We start from the raw sequence: 14,338 nt of genomic DNA, 5'->3' as shown, positions 1-14,338 counted from the left end.
CAGTTAGCCAACTGTGAGATTAGAAGTCCCAATCATCGTCGTCAGTTTCAACAGACTTGCCCATAATGTAGCTGGAACCAGAGCCGGAGAAGAAGTCGTGATTTTCGTCGGCTGCAGGAGAAAGAGCTGCGAGAATTTCTGGGCTTACGTGAGTTTCTTCTTCGCTGTACTTGGCAGGGTAGCCAAGGTTCATCAAAGCCTTGTTAGCGTTGTAACGCACGAAATCAAAAACGTCATCGTGGAAGTCAAATCCTTCATAAATCTGACCAGAATACTCAACTTCCAAATCGTACAAAGTGTCAAGCAAGTTCATAGTGAACTTTTCAAGATTCTTCTTATCGTTCTCGCTTCTAAGCTCCAAACCGCGCTGGAACTTGTAGCCGGAATAATAGCCGTGAATAGCTTTATCGCGCAAAATCAAACGAATCATGTCCGCAGTATTCATCATCTTGCCGCGAGAAGCAAAGTAAAGCGGAAGATAGAAGCCTGCGTAAAGAAGCAGCGAAGAAAGCATAGTTGCTGCAATCTTGCGCTTAAGCGGATCTTCGCTCTCATACTCGCAAAGCACGGTGGTAACGCGCTGCTGTAAAACGTCGTTGCCAACAGCCCAACGGTAAGCTTCGTCAATTTCTTCGCTAGAGCAAAGAGTAGAGAAAATAGAGGAGTAGGAGCGAGCGTGAATTGACTGCATAAAAGCAATATTCGTGTAAATAGCCTGTTCGTGCTCAGTGCGAGCGTGCTCAATCTGGCAAAGCTCACCAATAGTTGCTTGGCTGGTATCAAGCAAAGTCAAGCCCGTAAAAACGCGAGTAGTTGTTTTGCGTTCAAGATCGGTGAGGGAACGCCAAGAAGGAATATCGTTGCTCAGTGGCACTTTTTCAGGAAGCCAGAAGTTAGCAATAAGGCGATTCCAAACGTCTAAATCTTTGTCATCAACAATATTATTCCAATTAACTGGGCGCACGCGCGATCCGTGATGGTAGCGGTACTGAGCTGGTGTGATAGAAGCTGTCATCATCTCGTCGCTTGCGATGACGCGATTCGTGCCGAAAGGCTTATCGAGGCTACTGCGCAGTGCAGTTGGGTCGAGTGCTGTTGGATCGAGCTCGGTTGGGCTGAGTTCTGTCATTATTACTCCTGATTTTGTGTTTACGTTTTATAAAATTTCTTAAGTTTTTGATTTAATTTGCAAAAGATTTACGCTGATAGATTTACGTCACTAAGATTTTTAGCGCTACTCCTTACAGCGTGCAGCTTACGCAACCCTCGATTTCCGTACCTTCCAAAGCCTTCTGGCGAATACGAATGTAGTAAAGAGTCTTAATGCCCTTACGCCATGCGTAAATCTGAGCCTTGTTCAAATCGCGAGTAGTAGTAGTGTCTGGGAAGAACAAAGTAAGCGACAATCCCTGATCCACATGCTGAGTCGCTTCAGCGTAAGTGTCAATAATTGCCTTCCAACCAATCTCGTAAGCGTCCTTAAAGTACTGCATATTGTCGTTCGTCATGTAAGCGGCAGGGTAGTAGACGCGTCCAACTTTGCCCTCTTTGCGAATCTCAATGCGCGAAGCAATCGGGTGAATCGAACTCGTGGAATGGTTGATATACGAGATGGAACCAGTTGGAGGAACAGCCTGCAAATACTCGTTGTAAATGCCATCGCGTAAAATCTCGTCGCGCAACTGCTCCCAGTCCGAAACGGTTGGAATTGCAACGTTAAAACGAGCAAACAAATCGCGAACCGCTTGAGTACGAGGCTCAAGAGAGCGGCTGCCATCGGTGTATTTATCGAAATAGTTGCCTTTGCCTGCAGGCTTAGCGTAAGCGCTTGTCTTAAAGCTTGCAAAAGCGCGGCCACGCTCCACAGCCAAAGCATGAGAAGCTTTATAAGCATGGTAAGCAACAGTCATAAAGTACATGTCTGTAAAGTCAAGAGCTTCCTCGCTTCCATACTGCATGTGCTCGCGAGCAAGGAAACCGTGCAAATTCATTTGACCCAAGCCAATAGCGTGGCCTTCCGCGTTTCCGCGACGGATAGAAGGCACGGAATCAATTGAAGTTTGCTCCGAAACAGAAGTGAGTGCGCGCACAGCAAGCTCAACGCTTGCACCCAAGTCGCCGTCCATTGCCTTAGCGATATTAAGAGAGCCAAGATTGCAAGAAATATCGCGACCAACGTGGCTATAAGACAAGTCGGCGTTATACGTGCTTGCTTCTTGAGTTTGCAAAATTTCTGAGCACAAGTTACTCATAGTAATGCGGCCCTCAATAGGATTTGTGCGATTTACAGTATCCTCAAACAAAATGTAAGGGTAGCCAGATTCAAACTGGATTTCCGCAATCGTCATAAAGAATTCGCGAGCATCAATGTACTTCTTGTGAATGCGAGGATTTGCAACCATCTCATCGTAATGTTCTGTAACAGAAATGTCTGCAAAAGGCTTTCCGTATTCGCGCTCAACGTCGTAAGGGCTGAACAAAGCCATCTTTTCCTTACGCTTAGCAAGCTCAAAAGTAATATCTGGAATTACAACACCCAAAGAAAGTGACTTAATACGAATCTTCTCGTCTGCGTTCTCGCGCTTAGTATCAAGGAATCGCATAATATCTGGGTGGTGGGCGCTAATATACACGGCACCGGCACCTTGGCGAGCGCCAAGCTGATTGGCATAAGAGAATGAATCTTCCAAAAGCTTCATAACAGGCACAACGCCACTCGACTGATTCTCGATGCGCTTAATAGGAGCGCCAAGCTCGCGCAAATTCGTAAGGAGCAGAGCCACGCCGCCGCCGCGCTTAGAAAGCTGCAAAGCAGAATTAATTCCGCGCGCAATAGACTCCATGTTATCTTCCAAACGCACGAGGAAGCAGCTTACAGCCTCTCCGCGTTGAGCTTTACCAAGATTTAAGAACGTTGGAGTGGCTGGCTGGAATCGGCCTGCAAGCATCTCGTCTAAATAGTTGAGTGCTGCTTTTTCGTCGCCGTCTGCGAGTTCCAAAGCTACGGCAGCTGCGCGCTGAGCGAAGTTTTCCAAATACTGTTTGCCGTCAAAAGTCTTCAAGGCGTAAGAAGTGTAGAACTTAAAAGCGCCCAAGAATGTGCCAAAAGTATGGTGAGCTGCTTCAGCATGCTCGTAGAATTTATCGAGAAATTCGTCGCTGTACTTTCCGAACACGTTGCTGTTGTAGTAGTAGTTGTCAATTAAATAATTCAAGCGCTCGCGAGTGGAAGCAAACTTCATGCTGTGCTCTTGCACGTAACCCGAAACGTAAAGCTTTTCTGCTTCCTGATCCTTATCAAACTGAATTCCTTTTTCTGGATCGAAAAGACCGAGCATAGCGTTAAGAACGTGGTAGTCGCGGCTGTTGCGAATGCGTTCTGCCGTGCTGCTGGCGGTTGTACTGGCAGCGGATTCAGTGCTGCTAGCAGAGTCAGTGTTGTCAAGATTAAGAGCAGTAGATTCGCTCATCGGATCCGTGCTATTCATGGGGTTTTTATTCCTTTCTTTCCGCGTTATGCTTACTTTTCAAATACTGTTTGTTTGTCTGTTTTTGTTTACTTTGTTTCTTTTAATTGTCTGAGAAATTTTGGTATTCCCTGCGCTACTTTTTCAATATCTTCCGCAGTTCCCGTCAACTCAAACGAGTACATATTCGGAATGCCGCACTTTCCGGCAATCTGACCTCCTGCAGCGCAATAAGCATCGCCAAAATTCGTGTTTCCGGAAGAAATTACGCCTCGAATAAACGAGCGATTCTCGCGATTATTGAGGAATTTTCGAACTTGCATTGGTATTGCTTTTGCAATATTGCCGCCTCCATATGTTGGTACGATGAGCACGTATGGTTCGCGTACGTTTAATTCTGGCTCTTTTGGTCGCAGTGGTATACGGTATACGTTCACATTATTGCTAGGAAAATCGCAATTTTGCACGAATCGTAATGTGTTTTCGGAAACAGAAGAAAAATACACTACGGCACCAATTGGTTCACCTTGTGCTTGTGCCTCTGGTGCACTTGGTTGTGTGATATTTTCTTGTTCGCTCATTATCTCAGCTTCTTTGTTTGCTATTTTTGGTGGAGAATGTCAATATGTATTGCGTTTATTTACTAAATTTCACTTATTTTTTCTTTTACTGTGCTGAAGTTGTGGAAGTCCCGAGTTTATCTGCAATTTGCGCTATTAAATCTGGTCGGTATCCACTCCAGGAAGCATCCGGAGCAATCACTACTGGAGCTTGACGGTATCCAGCATTGCGCAACTGTTCTAATGCTTCAGGACTTTTGGATAAATCAACAGTTTCAAAGTTCACGCCAAGTTTAGTGAACTGTCGTTTAGTGGCATCACACTGTGGGCAATGAGGTTTGGTGAATACTGTAATGGTCATTGTAATCTCCTCTGGTGATGGGGAATTTGGTAATTCCAGGTTGTATCAGCAAAAGCCAAATAGTTAGCTTACTCCCAATAGGCACTATTTATAGTGGTGTGTCGATTGTGTAAACACTACATATAGTTATTGTTTAAAATAGCTAAAAATAGCGTGTTTGTAAGCGTGTCGTGTTTTATGAGGAAAATGTAAGTCTAACTTTAACAATGAAAAATGTAATCTTTCTCACAAAATTTATATTTCCGACTCGTTGATTTATAGATTGCGGAGCCTTGTGCATATCCGCCTATAAACTTAATAAGTGCGTTTCTTGAAGGGGCGTAACGCAAAATAAAAAATTGTGCATTGAGAGTTAATGCAGATTGCTTGAGTACGCAAAGCGTGCGTGCAAATAAAACAAAAGACAAGATAAGAGGTGTCATCATGACGGAAGCTCAGGCAAATATTGGTGTTGTCGGTTTGGCGGCTATGGGTTCTAATCTAGCGCGTAATCTTGCGCATCACGGCAACACGGTTGCTGTGTATAACCGTCATTATTCTCGTACTGAAACCTTAATGAATGAGCATGGTAGTGAAGGTGCTTTCGTGCCTTCAAAAACTGTTGAAGATTTTGTGGCTTCTCTGAAGCGTCCGCGCACCGCAATCATCATGGTAAAAGCTGGTGCTCCTACGGATGCTGTTATTGAAGAACTTGCGAATGCTATGGAGCCGGGAGATATTATTGTCGACGGCGGAAACTCTTATTTTGAAGATACGATTCGCAGAGAGCGTGACATTCGCGCGCGCGGTCTTCATTACGTTGGTTGCGGTGTTTCTGGTGGCGAAGAAGGTGCGCTTCGTGGTCCTTCTATGATGCCTGGTGGCACTGAGGAATCTTGGAAGACTCTTGGTCCTATTTTGAAGTCTATTGCGGCTGTTGCTGAAGGTGAGCCTTGCGTAACTCATATTGGTACGGATGGTGCTGGCCACTTTGTAAAAATGGTTCACAATGGCATTGAGTACTCGGATATGCAGCTTATTGCCGAAAGCTACGATTTAATGCTTCGCGGTTTGGGAATGAAGTCCGACGAAATTGCGGACGTGTTTAGCGAGTGGAATAAGGGCGAACTTGATTCTTATTTGATTGAAATTACAGCTGATGTGCTTCGTCAGAAGGATGCTAAGACTGGTAAGCCTTTGGTTGAGATGATGGTGGATCACGCTGGCATGAAGGGCACTGGCACTTGGACTGTGCAGTCTGCACTTTCGCTCGGCATACCAGTTACGGGTATTGCTGAAGCTGTGTTTGCTCGCGGACTTTCTAGCCAGGTTGCTTTGCGTGAAGCTGCTGAAAGCCAGGGTTTGACTGGTCCTAATGTGCATTTTGATTTGAACGATGCTGAGCGTAAGGCGTTTATTGAGGATATTCGCCAAGCTTTATACGCTTCTAAGATTGTTTCTTACGCGCAAGGCTTCGATGAGATTGCGGCTGCTGCAATTGAGCATGATTGGAAGATTGATCAGGCTGCGGTTGCTCGCATTTGGCGTGGTGGCTGCATTATTCGCGCTCAGTTCTTGAACCGCGTTTCTGAGGCTTTTGAGTCCGGTGAAGCAAGCGTTTCTTTGCTTTTTGCACCGTACTTTAAGGCTGCTATTGAGAAGTCTCAGGCTGCTTGGCGTCGTGTTATTGCGCGTGCAGTTGAGCATGGTGTTCCTGTTCCAGCGTTCTCCAGCTTGCTTGCGTACTACGATGGCTTGCGTTCCAAGCGTTTGCCAGCTTCGCTTATTCAGGCTCAGCGCGATTTCTTCGGTGCGCACACTTACGGTCGCATTGACGAGCCAGGCGTATTCCACACTTTGTGGGCAGAGCCTAATCGCCCAGAAGTAAAGCAAGATTAAATCAAAATAATATTTAGAACTAACAGGCCTCTGCATAGCAATGCAAAGGCCTGTTTTTTTTTATTCTATAGTTTTTAATATATTTTGTTGCTGAATTTTATTAATTTTTCTAAATTGATTGATTTCCTTGATATTTCAACGATTTTATGGCACTTTTCGCAAATGCGCCATGTTTTTAGGGGTCGATTTTCCCAAATGCGCCATGTTTTGAACATGCTATTTTCGCATTTGCGCCAGTTTATGTAGATAAGATTATTCTAGTGATAGTCTATTTTATACATAAGTTTGCATAAAATAGACTATTTTATTTTTATTAGTATATGTAGATATAAAAATGTGGGTTTATCGAATTATTTCCAATAAACCCACATTGATTGAATTGATTTCTAGCGAATAGATGAAACAAGTCTCTTTATATTCTGCAGATTTTCAGCACTAATAGTTCCAGGTTGCTGATTTGCAGAAATAATTTCTTGCATAGCTTGCTGATAAAAAATTACCGTGTTTGGATTCAAGTTCAAAGGTAATGAGTTAATTTTTTGTTCAATCTGGCGAATTGTATTAACACTTACCTGATCTGAACTATCAATCTTTTGCTTCAGTAGCAAAATTTGCCCTTTTAGTTGTTCCTTTTGAGCAATCTTTGCTTGTTGTTGCGTATGAAGTCTAACAGTGTGTTTATTAGCTTGATTGTTCCCTGACCACAAAACTACGAGTACAGTTGTAATTACCAATTCGATAATTAAAACAGTGAATAATCCCTGTGGTAGGATATTTCGCAATGCAAGAGTTGTGGAGTTGAGATTATTATTCCATGCTGACGCATAGGCAATGGCTAGTACGCATTGGATTGCAAATCCAATAGCAGGAAATACTGTATTGGTAGGAAGAACCCTGTAGAACAGATCTGCTCCGATGTTTGCACGAATAGCTTCTACGTCAGCAGCCCACATCATTGCTACAAATAAAAACATGAATGCAATAACAACGTATTGAGCAATTGGAGCAAATCCATAAGTGGCTAATTGCATTCCAAGTGCACAAGTTGCTACAGCGAAGAAGACTGTAGAAATAATGGAAGTTATATATCGCATTTTACTGATTACCTTACAATTCCTTAAGAATATTGGCTTTCTTAGCCTCATATTCTTCTTGACTGATTAATTCTGCATCCAATAAACTTTTCAGCTTTTTTAAGCGAGCAACTGGATCATTGTCAGCAGTAGTTTGTGCTGCAGGAGCAACAGGTGTAGGTTGCTGTGGCATCGTTGTAGGTTGCTGTGGAACTGCAGAGGTTTGTATGTTTGGAGTTGCTATAGGATTTTGTTGATTCGCTGCATTAAGAGTTTGATTCAGCATTCCTGGAAGCATTTGCCCTAATCCAGCACCCATTGTAAGACCCATTCCTGCGCCCATAAGAGAAGAACCTTCAGAGCCAGGATTAGAAGCAACATTATTCAATGCTTTTAGCACTTCAGCTTGCTGATAATTAGTCCCGTAAGTTTGATAAGCCTGCTGTTGACCTTGTGCAAACGCGGCTTTTCCAGCGCCAGCAGCCATATTGCTATAGTAGGTTTCGCGGTTTTTACTAACCAGCTCTTGTGCTTTTCTGCGCTCTTCGTTGTCGAAAATATGAATCTTAAGACTCATATCGTGCGGACGAAGACCATATTCTTCCATGTATGGAGATAAAAGCGTCTCCATTTTATGCGCAAGATTGCTTCCTTGCGATTGAATAGTGTTTAATGGACCATCCCAAGCATTAAGCTCTTCAGCAAGCTTTGAAGATAATTCATTCATAAATTGATCGCGGAAGAATTCTCGGATTGATTCTTGATTTGTTAAATCGTAGTTTCCGCCAATCAAGTTAGTTAATAGAAGACCAGCGTCGGTTACGCTAACCTTGTATGCGCCATTTGCACCGACTTTGGTTTCTACGCCAATTCCGGTGAAAGGATCAAGATAAGCTTTATCGTAAACTTGAATTGGATCAGCAGTTCCCCATTTGATTTCGCGACCCGTTGCTGTGCGTACAAAGTACACAATGCAATGGAATGACGATATCCCTCCAGAAAGTGCGTTACGCAATCTTGAAATAAATGGGTAGTTAGCTGTACTAAGCGTATAAGTTCCAGCCTCAAAAACTTGCTCAATATTGCCTTCGTTGATAAATATTGCTTGCTCGCCAGGTTGTACTACAAGCGTAGAGCCATGATTGAAATCTTCTTCTGGATTTTTGAAAATGAAGGTATCATTATCGGAGCGATTTTTGATAATATCAACAAAATGTTTTTCTCCGCCTACATAATTTACTTCATTAGGATTTTTGCCGAATAAAGACATAATTACTATCCTCGTCTAAACAAAGAATTACGAGCTTTATAAGCTCGTAAATTGACTAATCGTCGTACTCATCCCACAAGCTAACTAGGCCATGTGCGGAGAATTTGAAGCTGTCAGCTCCCTCAAGGCAACCTGATTTTAACTCCAACTTTTTGCCTGTTTTTAGGGTAATGACGCAGCCATAATCATCAACACGAATATCATCGATATTTTTAAACCTGTAAACATCGAAGAACGTTCTATGAGTGCCATCTACAGGATCATCTAACTCACCTGGACGTAACTCAATCACGGCAGAATAAATCTTCTTATTACCGAACATCCAAACAGTAACAAACGTATTTCCGTTACTGTAATCGATATAAGAAATTGGCTCGATTCTATTGACTTCTTCTTCGTCAAAAATTCCGCATACTTTCAGAGCCATTTGTTTTTTGTAATTTAACAAGTCATTGATTTGATAATATGTCATGATTATTTTCTCTTCTTACTGGTTATATTGGCATATTAAAAGTTCATTCAGCCAATAAAGACTGGACATCCATTTTATCGGCTTCAGTCAATCCCACTTCTGTTGATTGCTGCATTACTGTTGCAGAACTTTCTTTATATTTCACATATCTTTTTTCAAATAGTGATTTAATAAGTTCTGCCTTAAGAAGAAAGTATTCCGGTTTTTGGCTCATAGCTATTGCCGAGTCTAACTTAGCAATAAGCTCTTCAGCCTCTTTGAGTTTAATTTGGAATGGCTTTTTTGATTTATACTGTGCTATTACAGCAGTGAACAGAGTATCGGGATCAGATCCACCGTTTATCATTGCTTTATTAAGCGTATCTGCTGCTTCTTGATACTGACCTCTGTCTAACAAAACATAGCCCAAAGAAGTAAGTATCTCAGGACTATCAGGTGAGTTTTTGAGAGCACCTTTATAAGCATCAAGAAATTTTGAAGAATCCTGGAAAGTTGCTCGTCTTACTTCTTTAAAAGTTAAAGAAGTAATTACTAATTTACGCCCACAACTTTCACATACGGTATCTTTAGAAGAGATGGATGCCCCGCATCCAGGGCATACCATCTCTTTATTAACTGTTGGCATAAAATAACCTTAATTATTTTTTCATCAAAGAAATGATATTTCCTGCACGCTGCTCATTGACCATTTGCTGCATGGCTTCCATTTGCGCAGCTTGCATTGCCATTGACTGCTGATGTTGCTCGTTCTGAGCATCCATCTGTTTTTGCATTTGGCGCCTTTGCATTTCGAAGCCACGTGCTTGATCATCAAGACTCTTCAAGTAGAGGTCGTCTACTTCCTTGTATAAGCCACAAGCCATTTCATGTAGTGTTTCCTTATGACCAAATACATCTTGGTAATGAGCAAAGTAGCTTCTCCAGCGCGAAGACAATTCATATGAAGCTTTTTCATCGATGTTCTTAAATACAAAGTGGCAAATGATGCCTGCAATAATCATGATTATACCCAGAATGCTTATTGCTGAGACAAACAGGCAAAGAATGCCGAGTACAATCAAAGCACACTTTATAGCTAGAAAAGTCATATGCTTCTTGTTGAGTTCTTCGCGTTGAGGAGCAAGCTGAGAAGCAAGATTTGCTTTACCTGCAACAAACTCAGCATTCGTTGAATCCAACTTTTGAGTTAAATCATCTGGAAGTGCACGATCTGGACCCTCAAGATTTGCTGTGCGAACTTGGGTTAATTGCTGCTTTGCATCATTGTATGCTTGAACGACTGGACCAGAGTAATCGATGTCCAATGTTTCCAGATTGCTCTTGAAAGTACTTGCCATGAAAATCGTCTCCTTTTTCTCTAAGACAAAAAGATATTGGTGCTAAGTCAAATAGTATTATGGCACATGTGAAATGTAGCTAACTTAACCCTTCTCTTTATCTATTTATCTATGAACAACACAAGTACACATGTCTTTTGTAGGCTACCCCCCCCTAGACGGATTTGCATTTATATTTTGCATAGGGAAGTTAGTGTTTTGTAGGAGTTTTTGAATTTTTATATTTATCAATTTGCTCGCATTTTTATTCTTTGTGAAAAGCAAAAAGTAGCTACATCATTGAAGGAAAATGCGTAATAATAGCATACTCAATTATTGATTAACTGTTACAGTAATTTGAGTACTAATTTGGGATAATAAGTTTCAGTTAACGGTATGTGAGTACTGTGCTTCCTTATTCAATAGCAGCTTGCAGTGTGCCTGCTGTGGTCATCCAGGAGATTTCGTCAGTTCCGTTTGCAAAAGACGCAGGATATTCAGGATTATTAGCTCCCGAAAGTGAATTCATTAAAGCAGCGCCCTTTTCTGCGCCTGCAGTCAAAAACCAAGTGCGACGACTGTGAGCCAGCACAGGAACTGTAAGCGACAATCGCATTGGTGGAAGTTTAGGGGAGTGGTTTACGCCAACAACAATGCGCTCACGATTATTAACCTGCGGCAATTCTGGGAACAACGAAGCCATATGCGCGTCCGGACCCATGCCAAGAATTGCTAAATCAAACACTGGCTCTTTGCCAAGTAATCCTGTAATCTCTTCCTCATAGTCGCGCGCTGCAGCATCTAAAATAGCGTCATTTTCAGCGTCACTGGCTGCTGCAATTTCTTCAGCGTTGCGTTCATCTGCAGGCATTTCGTGAATATGAGATTCTGCCAAAGCTTTATGAGAAGTAAGTAAGTCAAGCAGCGCTTTGCGAGTTTTGCGTGCGTTGCGGTCCTCGCTATCGTAAGCTACGAAACGTTCATCTGCCCACCAAATATGCACTAAATCCCAATCAATCACCGTCAAAAGTGGGTTGCTGGCAAGCATTTGGAACATGCGAATTGAATCCGTGCCGCCAGTAATAAGTAAATGGAATGGCTTGTCGAGATTTTGTACATTAGCTTGTGATTCCATAATAAGAATTGCCAAGCGTTGAGCTGCAATGGCTGAAAGTACGTCGGGATTATTGTAGCCGTAAACGTTTGCGTTGTGTGCAAAAGTAACTTCATTATCTGTCATAGCTATTCCTTTTATGCCATTAAAAATGTTTCATGCGTTGTTTCACGCTATGCTTTGTTATTTGTTTTATGCATTTTTACTATGCTTCACGCATTTTCTGTAGGATTATCTCGTACCAGCTGCGCGTAAATTTCGTCCGGATCAATGCGTCGCAATTCTTCGCTTAAGCAATCATCCAAAGTGCGAATAGGAAGCGCAATAGGCTGAGCAGTCTGACCGGGAAGACTAATTAAAGCCTGATCTCCGCCAGCAGGGCGAGTAAGAGACAACGTGCCGTCCTCGCGCTCTAAAGTTACGGAGGTAATTGCTTGAGCATCAGGATTCTCAACTATTTCTACAGGCACGCGCAAACTGCTCTTAAGCCAAGCGGCCAGTAAATGCAAAGATACGTAATGAGTAGGACCCACAACCTTCGCGCTGAGAATAGGCAAATGTGGAGGTTGATCGAGCATAGAAGCAAGTAACGCGCGCCAAGGAGTTAAACGCGTCCAAGATAAGTCTGCATCTTGCGGGGACCAGTTTTTGCGCAAGTTTTGCACAGTTTTAAGAGTATCGTCTGCTCGCTGTGCGTCAGTAATTCTGCTACTAGCCATCGCTCCAAGCAAATCGTGAGCAGGATCTTCCGGAGCGTTCGTCGGCCACCAAGCAACAATCGGCGCATCGGGCACAAGTAGCGGAATAACAAGCGTATCTGGATGACGAACCAAGCCGTTATGAGGATACAAAATAATAATCTCGCCAGCTCCAGCATCAGCACCAAAACGAACTTGAGCGTCAAGATTTGGCACAATTTCTCCGCGCTCAGCAGCATGCTCGCTAGACCAATCGCGAACCATAGCAATAACTCGGCAAGGATGCTCGCGGCTAGCTGCGTTTGCTGCATCAAGTGCATGTTCTAACTCTTTAAGAGTTGTATCAATAAGCAAAGTGAGCACTCGACCAGTAGCAGATTCGCCGCGCTCTTCGTGCAATTCGTCGATTTTTGCTGCAATTTTGCTGGTATTCGTATCGGGAAGATTGATAATCATGGCAGCCTCCAATGACGATTATCGCGAGCGAGCATATTATCTGCTTCCGCTGGACCCCAAGTGCCAGCGCGATACGATTGAGGTTGTGTGCCAAGCGAACTCCAGAATTCCTCAATCGGATCCAAAATCTTCCAGCTCAAATCTACTTCTTCAGTAGTTGGGAACAGCGGTGGCTCACCAAGGAGCACATCAAGAATTAAACGTTCATAAGCTTCAGGCGAACTTTCAGTAAAGGATCGTCCGTAGCTAAAGTCCATAGAAACATCGCGAACTTCCATAGCGGTCCCGCCAGGAACCTTAGCGCCAAAGCGCATAGTAACACCCTCGTCTGGCTGCACGCGAATTACAATTGCATTGCTACCAAGTTCTCGAACTGCGGTTGATTCAAACGGCAAGTGTGGAGCGCGCTTAAAAATTACAGCAATTTCCGTAACCCGCTTGCCTAAACGTTTGCCAGTACGCAAATAGAAGGGCACTCCAGCCCAGCGGCGAGTATCAACGTCTAGTCGCACAGCAGCATACGTTTCAGTAGTGCTTTTAGGGTCGATTCCTTGCTCTTCCAAATAACCAACTGCTTTATAAGAGCCTTGCCATCCTGCTGCGTATTGCCCGCGAGCAGTATTTGCTGCCAAATCTTGAGGCAAACGAATAGCAGATAAAACTTTCGTTTTTTCTGCAGTCAAATCGCTAGCACGGAAACTTACTGGCTCTTCCATAGCAGTAAGCGCCATAAGCTGAAGCAAATGGTTCTGAATCACGTCTCTTGCAGCACCAATGCCATCGTAATAGCCTGCGCGTCCGCCAATACCAATATCTTCAGCCATCGTAATTTGCACGTGATCAACATAATTCGCATTCCAAATCGGCTCGTACATTGCGTTAGCAAAACGGAAAGCCAACAAATTTTGTACGGTTTCCTTACCTAGGTAATGATCAATACGGAATACAGAATTAGGGTCAAAAACCTCCGAGACGACGCGGTCTAATTCGCGAGCGCTCGCTAAATCATGGCCGAAAGGTTTCTCAATAATTACGCGGCGCCACGCGTGTTCAGAAGAGTGAGAAAGTCCAGATGCTGCCAACTGTTGTGCAACAATAGGGAAGCTTGAAGGCGGAATAGACATGTAAAATGCGTGGTTTCCGCGCGTGCCACGATCCCTATCTAGTTCGTTAACAGTTTTACTTAAACGCTCAAACGCTGTTGCATCGTCAAAAGTGCCGCGTACGAAACGTATTCCTTTTGCAAGATTAATCCAAGTTGATTCACGAAATGGCGTGCGGCAATGCTGCTCAATATTTTCGCGCACAAAGTTTACGAAATGCTCATCTGTCCAATCGCGTCTTGCGAAACCAGTTAAACCAAATCCTGGGGGTAAAAGTCCACGATTAGCTAAATCATATACGGCTGGCATCAGTTTTTTGCGTGCTAAATCGCCAGTAATACCAAAAATTACTAGGCTGCACGGGCCTGCAATGCGAGCCAAACGTAAGTCGCGCGGGTCTCGTAACGGGTTTGTCCACACAGACTTGTTATTTGCAGCATACTGCATGTCAAAAGGAATCCTCAACTCAGTCATACATACCATCGTAATGTTTTGACGCTATTTTTCCTACTCGGGTTGCTATTTTTAATTACATTTTCGCTATAAGCTTTTCTTGTATCAGCTGCAAGA

Annotated in this window: 13 protein-coding genes; 1 reads left to right on the top strand and 12 read right to left on the bottom strand. The window is 43.2% G+C overall.

From position 1 onward, the window contains the following. Positions 1–19 precede the first annotated feature (19 nt). The 4 genes from nrdF to nrdH form a co-directional block, all read right to left on the bottom strand. Entirely contained in the window at positions 20–1,129 is a 1,110-nt protein-coding gene (gene nrdF / locus HXT28_RS05135) for a class 1b ribonucleoside-diphosphate reductase subunit beta (RefSeq protein ID WP_016636881.1), read from the bottom strand. A gap of 112 nt (positions 1,130–1,241) precedes the next feature. Then, a complete protein-coding gene (nrdE, locus tag HXT28_RS05130) occupies positions 1,242–3,488 on the bottom strand; it encodes a class 1b ribonucleoside-diphosphate reductase subunit alpha (RefSeq protein WP_016636880.1) in 2,247 nt (748 codons plus the stop codon). A 68-nt stretch (positions 3,489–3,556) separates the two neighbouring features. Then, the gene (nrdI, locus tag HXT28_RS05125) at positions 3,557–4,048 is read right to left on the bottom strand and encodes a class Ib ribonucleoside-diphosphate reductase assembly flavoprotein NrdI (RefSeq protein ID WP_016636879.1); all 492 of its coding nucleotides are present in this window, start codon (positions 4,046–4,048) and stop codon (positions 3,557–3,559) included. Between the two features lie 85 nt (positions 4,049–4,133). Further along, positions 4,134–4,388, bottom strand: a complete 255-nt coding sequence (gene nrdH / locus HXT28_RS05120; RefSeq protein WP_016636878.1) for a glutaredoxin-like protein NrdH — start codon at positions 4,386–4,388, stop codon at positions 4,134–4,136. A 423-nt stretch (positions 4,389–4,811) separates the two neighbouring features. On the opposite strand from nrdH, the gene gndA reads away from it, so the two are divergent. Further along, positions 4,812–6,266, top strand: a complete 1,455-nt coding sequence (gene gndA, locus HXT28_RS05115; RefSeq protein ID WP_032814830.1) for an NADP-dependent phosphogluconate dehydrogenase — start codon at positions 4,812–4,814, stop codon at positions 6,264–6,266. A gap of 386 nt (positions 6,267–6,652) precedes the next feature. Here gndA and HXT28_RS05110 read toward each other — a convergent pair whose 3' ends face one another. The 8 genes from HXT28_RS05110 to zwf all read right to left on the bottom strand — a co-directional run bounded on the left by HXT28_RS05110 (position 6,653) and on the right by zwf (position 14,242). Continuing rightward, positions 6,653–7,360, bottom strand: a complete 708-nt coding sequence (locus HXT28_RS05110; protein ID WP_016636875.1) for a hypothetical protein — start codon at positions 7,358–7,360, stop codon at positions 6,653–6,655. A 13-nt stretch (positions 7,361–7,373) separates the two neighbouring features. Beyond that, positions 7,374–8,609: an SPFH domain-containing protein gene (locus tag HXT28_RS05105; protein WP_016636874.1), complete on the bottom strand. Its 1,236-nt coding sequence runs from the start codon at positions 8,607–8,609 to the stop codon at positions 7,374–7,376. Between the two features lie 55 nt (positions 8,610–8,664). Beyond that, complete coding sequence (locus HXT28_RS05100) at positions 8,665–9,036, bottom strand: hypothetical protein (protein ID WP_422113341.1); 372 nt, start codon at positions 9,034–9,036, stop codon at positions 8,665–8,667. 88 nt (positions 9,037–9,124) lie between these two features. After that, complete coding sequence (locus HXT28_RS05095) at positions 9,125–9,706, bottom strand: tetratricopeptide repeat protein (RefSeq protein ID WP_016636872.1); 582 nt, start codon at positions 9,704–9,706, stop codon at positions 9,125–9,127. A 13-nt stretch (positions 9,707–9,719) separates the two neighbouring features. After that, positions 9,720–10,418 (bottom strand): hypothetical protein, encoded by a 699-nt coding sequence (locus HXT28_RS05090; protein ID WP_016636871.1) that lies wholly within the window; start codon positions 10,416–10,418, stop codon positions 9,720–9,722. Between the two features lie 394 nt (positions 10,419–10,812). Next, positions 10,813–11,637: a 6-phosphogluconolactonase gene (pgl, locus tag HXT28_RS05085; protein ID WP_016636870.1), complete on the bottom strand. Its 825-nt coding sequence runs from the start codon at positions 11,635–11,637 to the stop codon at positions 10,813–10,815. A gap of 86 nt (positions 11,638–11,723) precedes the next feature. Beyond that, entirely contained in the window at positions 11,724–12,665 is a 942-nt protein-coding gene (locus HXT28_RS05080; RefSeq protein WP_016636869.1) for a glucose-6-phosphate dehydrogenase assembly protein OpcA, read from the bottom strand. Next, positions 12,662–14,242, bottom strand: a complete 1,581-nt coding sequence (gene zwf, locus HXT28_RS05075; RefSeq protein WP_016636868.1) for a glucose-6-phosphate dehydrogenase — start codon at positions 14,240–14,242, stop codon at positions 12,662–12,664. The genes HXT28_RS05080 and zwf overlap by 4 nt, the downstream gene beginning before the upstream one ends. Between the last annotated feature and the right edge of the window lie 96 nt (positions 14,243–14,338).

The sequence above is a fragment of the Gardnerella washingtoni genome, assembly GCF_049262705.1.
GTDB lineage: Bacteria > Actinomycetota > Actinomycetes > Actinomycetales > Bifidobacteriaceae > Bifidobacterium > Bifidobacterium vaginale_D.
This window is presented reverse-complemented; position numbering and strand designations above follow the sequence as displayed.

Bases quoted from the DNA above. Each gene is read 5' to 3' on its own strand.
- HXT28_RS05095 (WP_016636872.1), bottom strand. From the start codon at position 9,706: ATGCCAACAGTTAATAAAGAGATGGTATGCCCTGGATGCGGGGCATCC.
- gndA (WP_032814830.1), top strand. From the start codon at position 4,812: ATGACGGAAGCTCAGGCAAATATTGGTGTTGTCGGTTTGGCGGCTATG.
- nrdH (WP_016636878.1), bottom strand. From the start codon at position 4,388: ATGACCATTACAGTATTCACCAAACCTCATTGCCCACAGTGTGATGCC.
- zwf (WP_016636868.1), bottom strand. From the start codon at position 14,242: ATGACTGAGTTGAGGATTCCTTTTGACATGCAGTATGCTGCAAATAAC.
- pgl (WP_016636870.1), bottom strand. From the start codon at position 11,637: ATGACAGATAATGAAGTTACTTTTGCACACAACGCAAACGTTTACGGC.
- nrdI (WP_016636879.1), bottom strand. From the start codon at position 4,048: ATGAGCGAACAAGAAAATATCACACAACCAAGTGCACCAGAGGCACAA.
- HXT28_RS05080 (WP_016636869.1), bottom strand. From the start codon at position 12,665: ATGATTATCAATCTTCCCGATACGAATACCAGCAAAATTGCAGCAAAA.
- HXT28_RS05090 (WP_016636871.1), bottom strand. From the start codon at position 10,418: ATGGCAAGTACTTTCAAGAGCAATCTGGAAACATTGGACATCGATTAC.
- HXT28_RS05105 (WP_016636874.1), bottom strand. From the start codon at position 8,609: ATGTCTTTATTCGGCAAAAATCCTAATGAAGTAAATTATGTAGGCGGA.
- HXT28_RS05100 (WP_422113341.1), bottom strand. From the start codon at position 9,036: ATGGCTCTGAAAGTATGCGGAATTTTTGACGAAGAAGAAGTCAATAGA.
- HXT28_RS05110 (WP_016636875.1), bottom strand. From the start codon at position 7,360: ATGCGATATATAACTTCCATTATTTCTACAGTCTTCTTCGCTGTAGCA.
- nrdE (WP_016636880.1), bottom strand. From the start codon at position 3,488: ATGAATAGCACGGATCCGATGAGCGAATCTACTGCTCTTAATCTTGAC.
- nrdF (WP_016636881.1), bottom strand. From the start codon at position 1,129: ATGACAGAACTCAGCCCAACCGAGCTCGATCCAACAGCACTCGACCCA.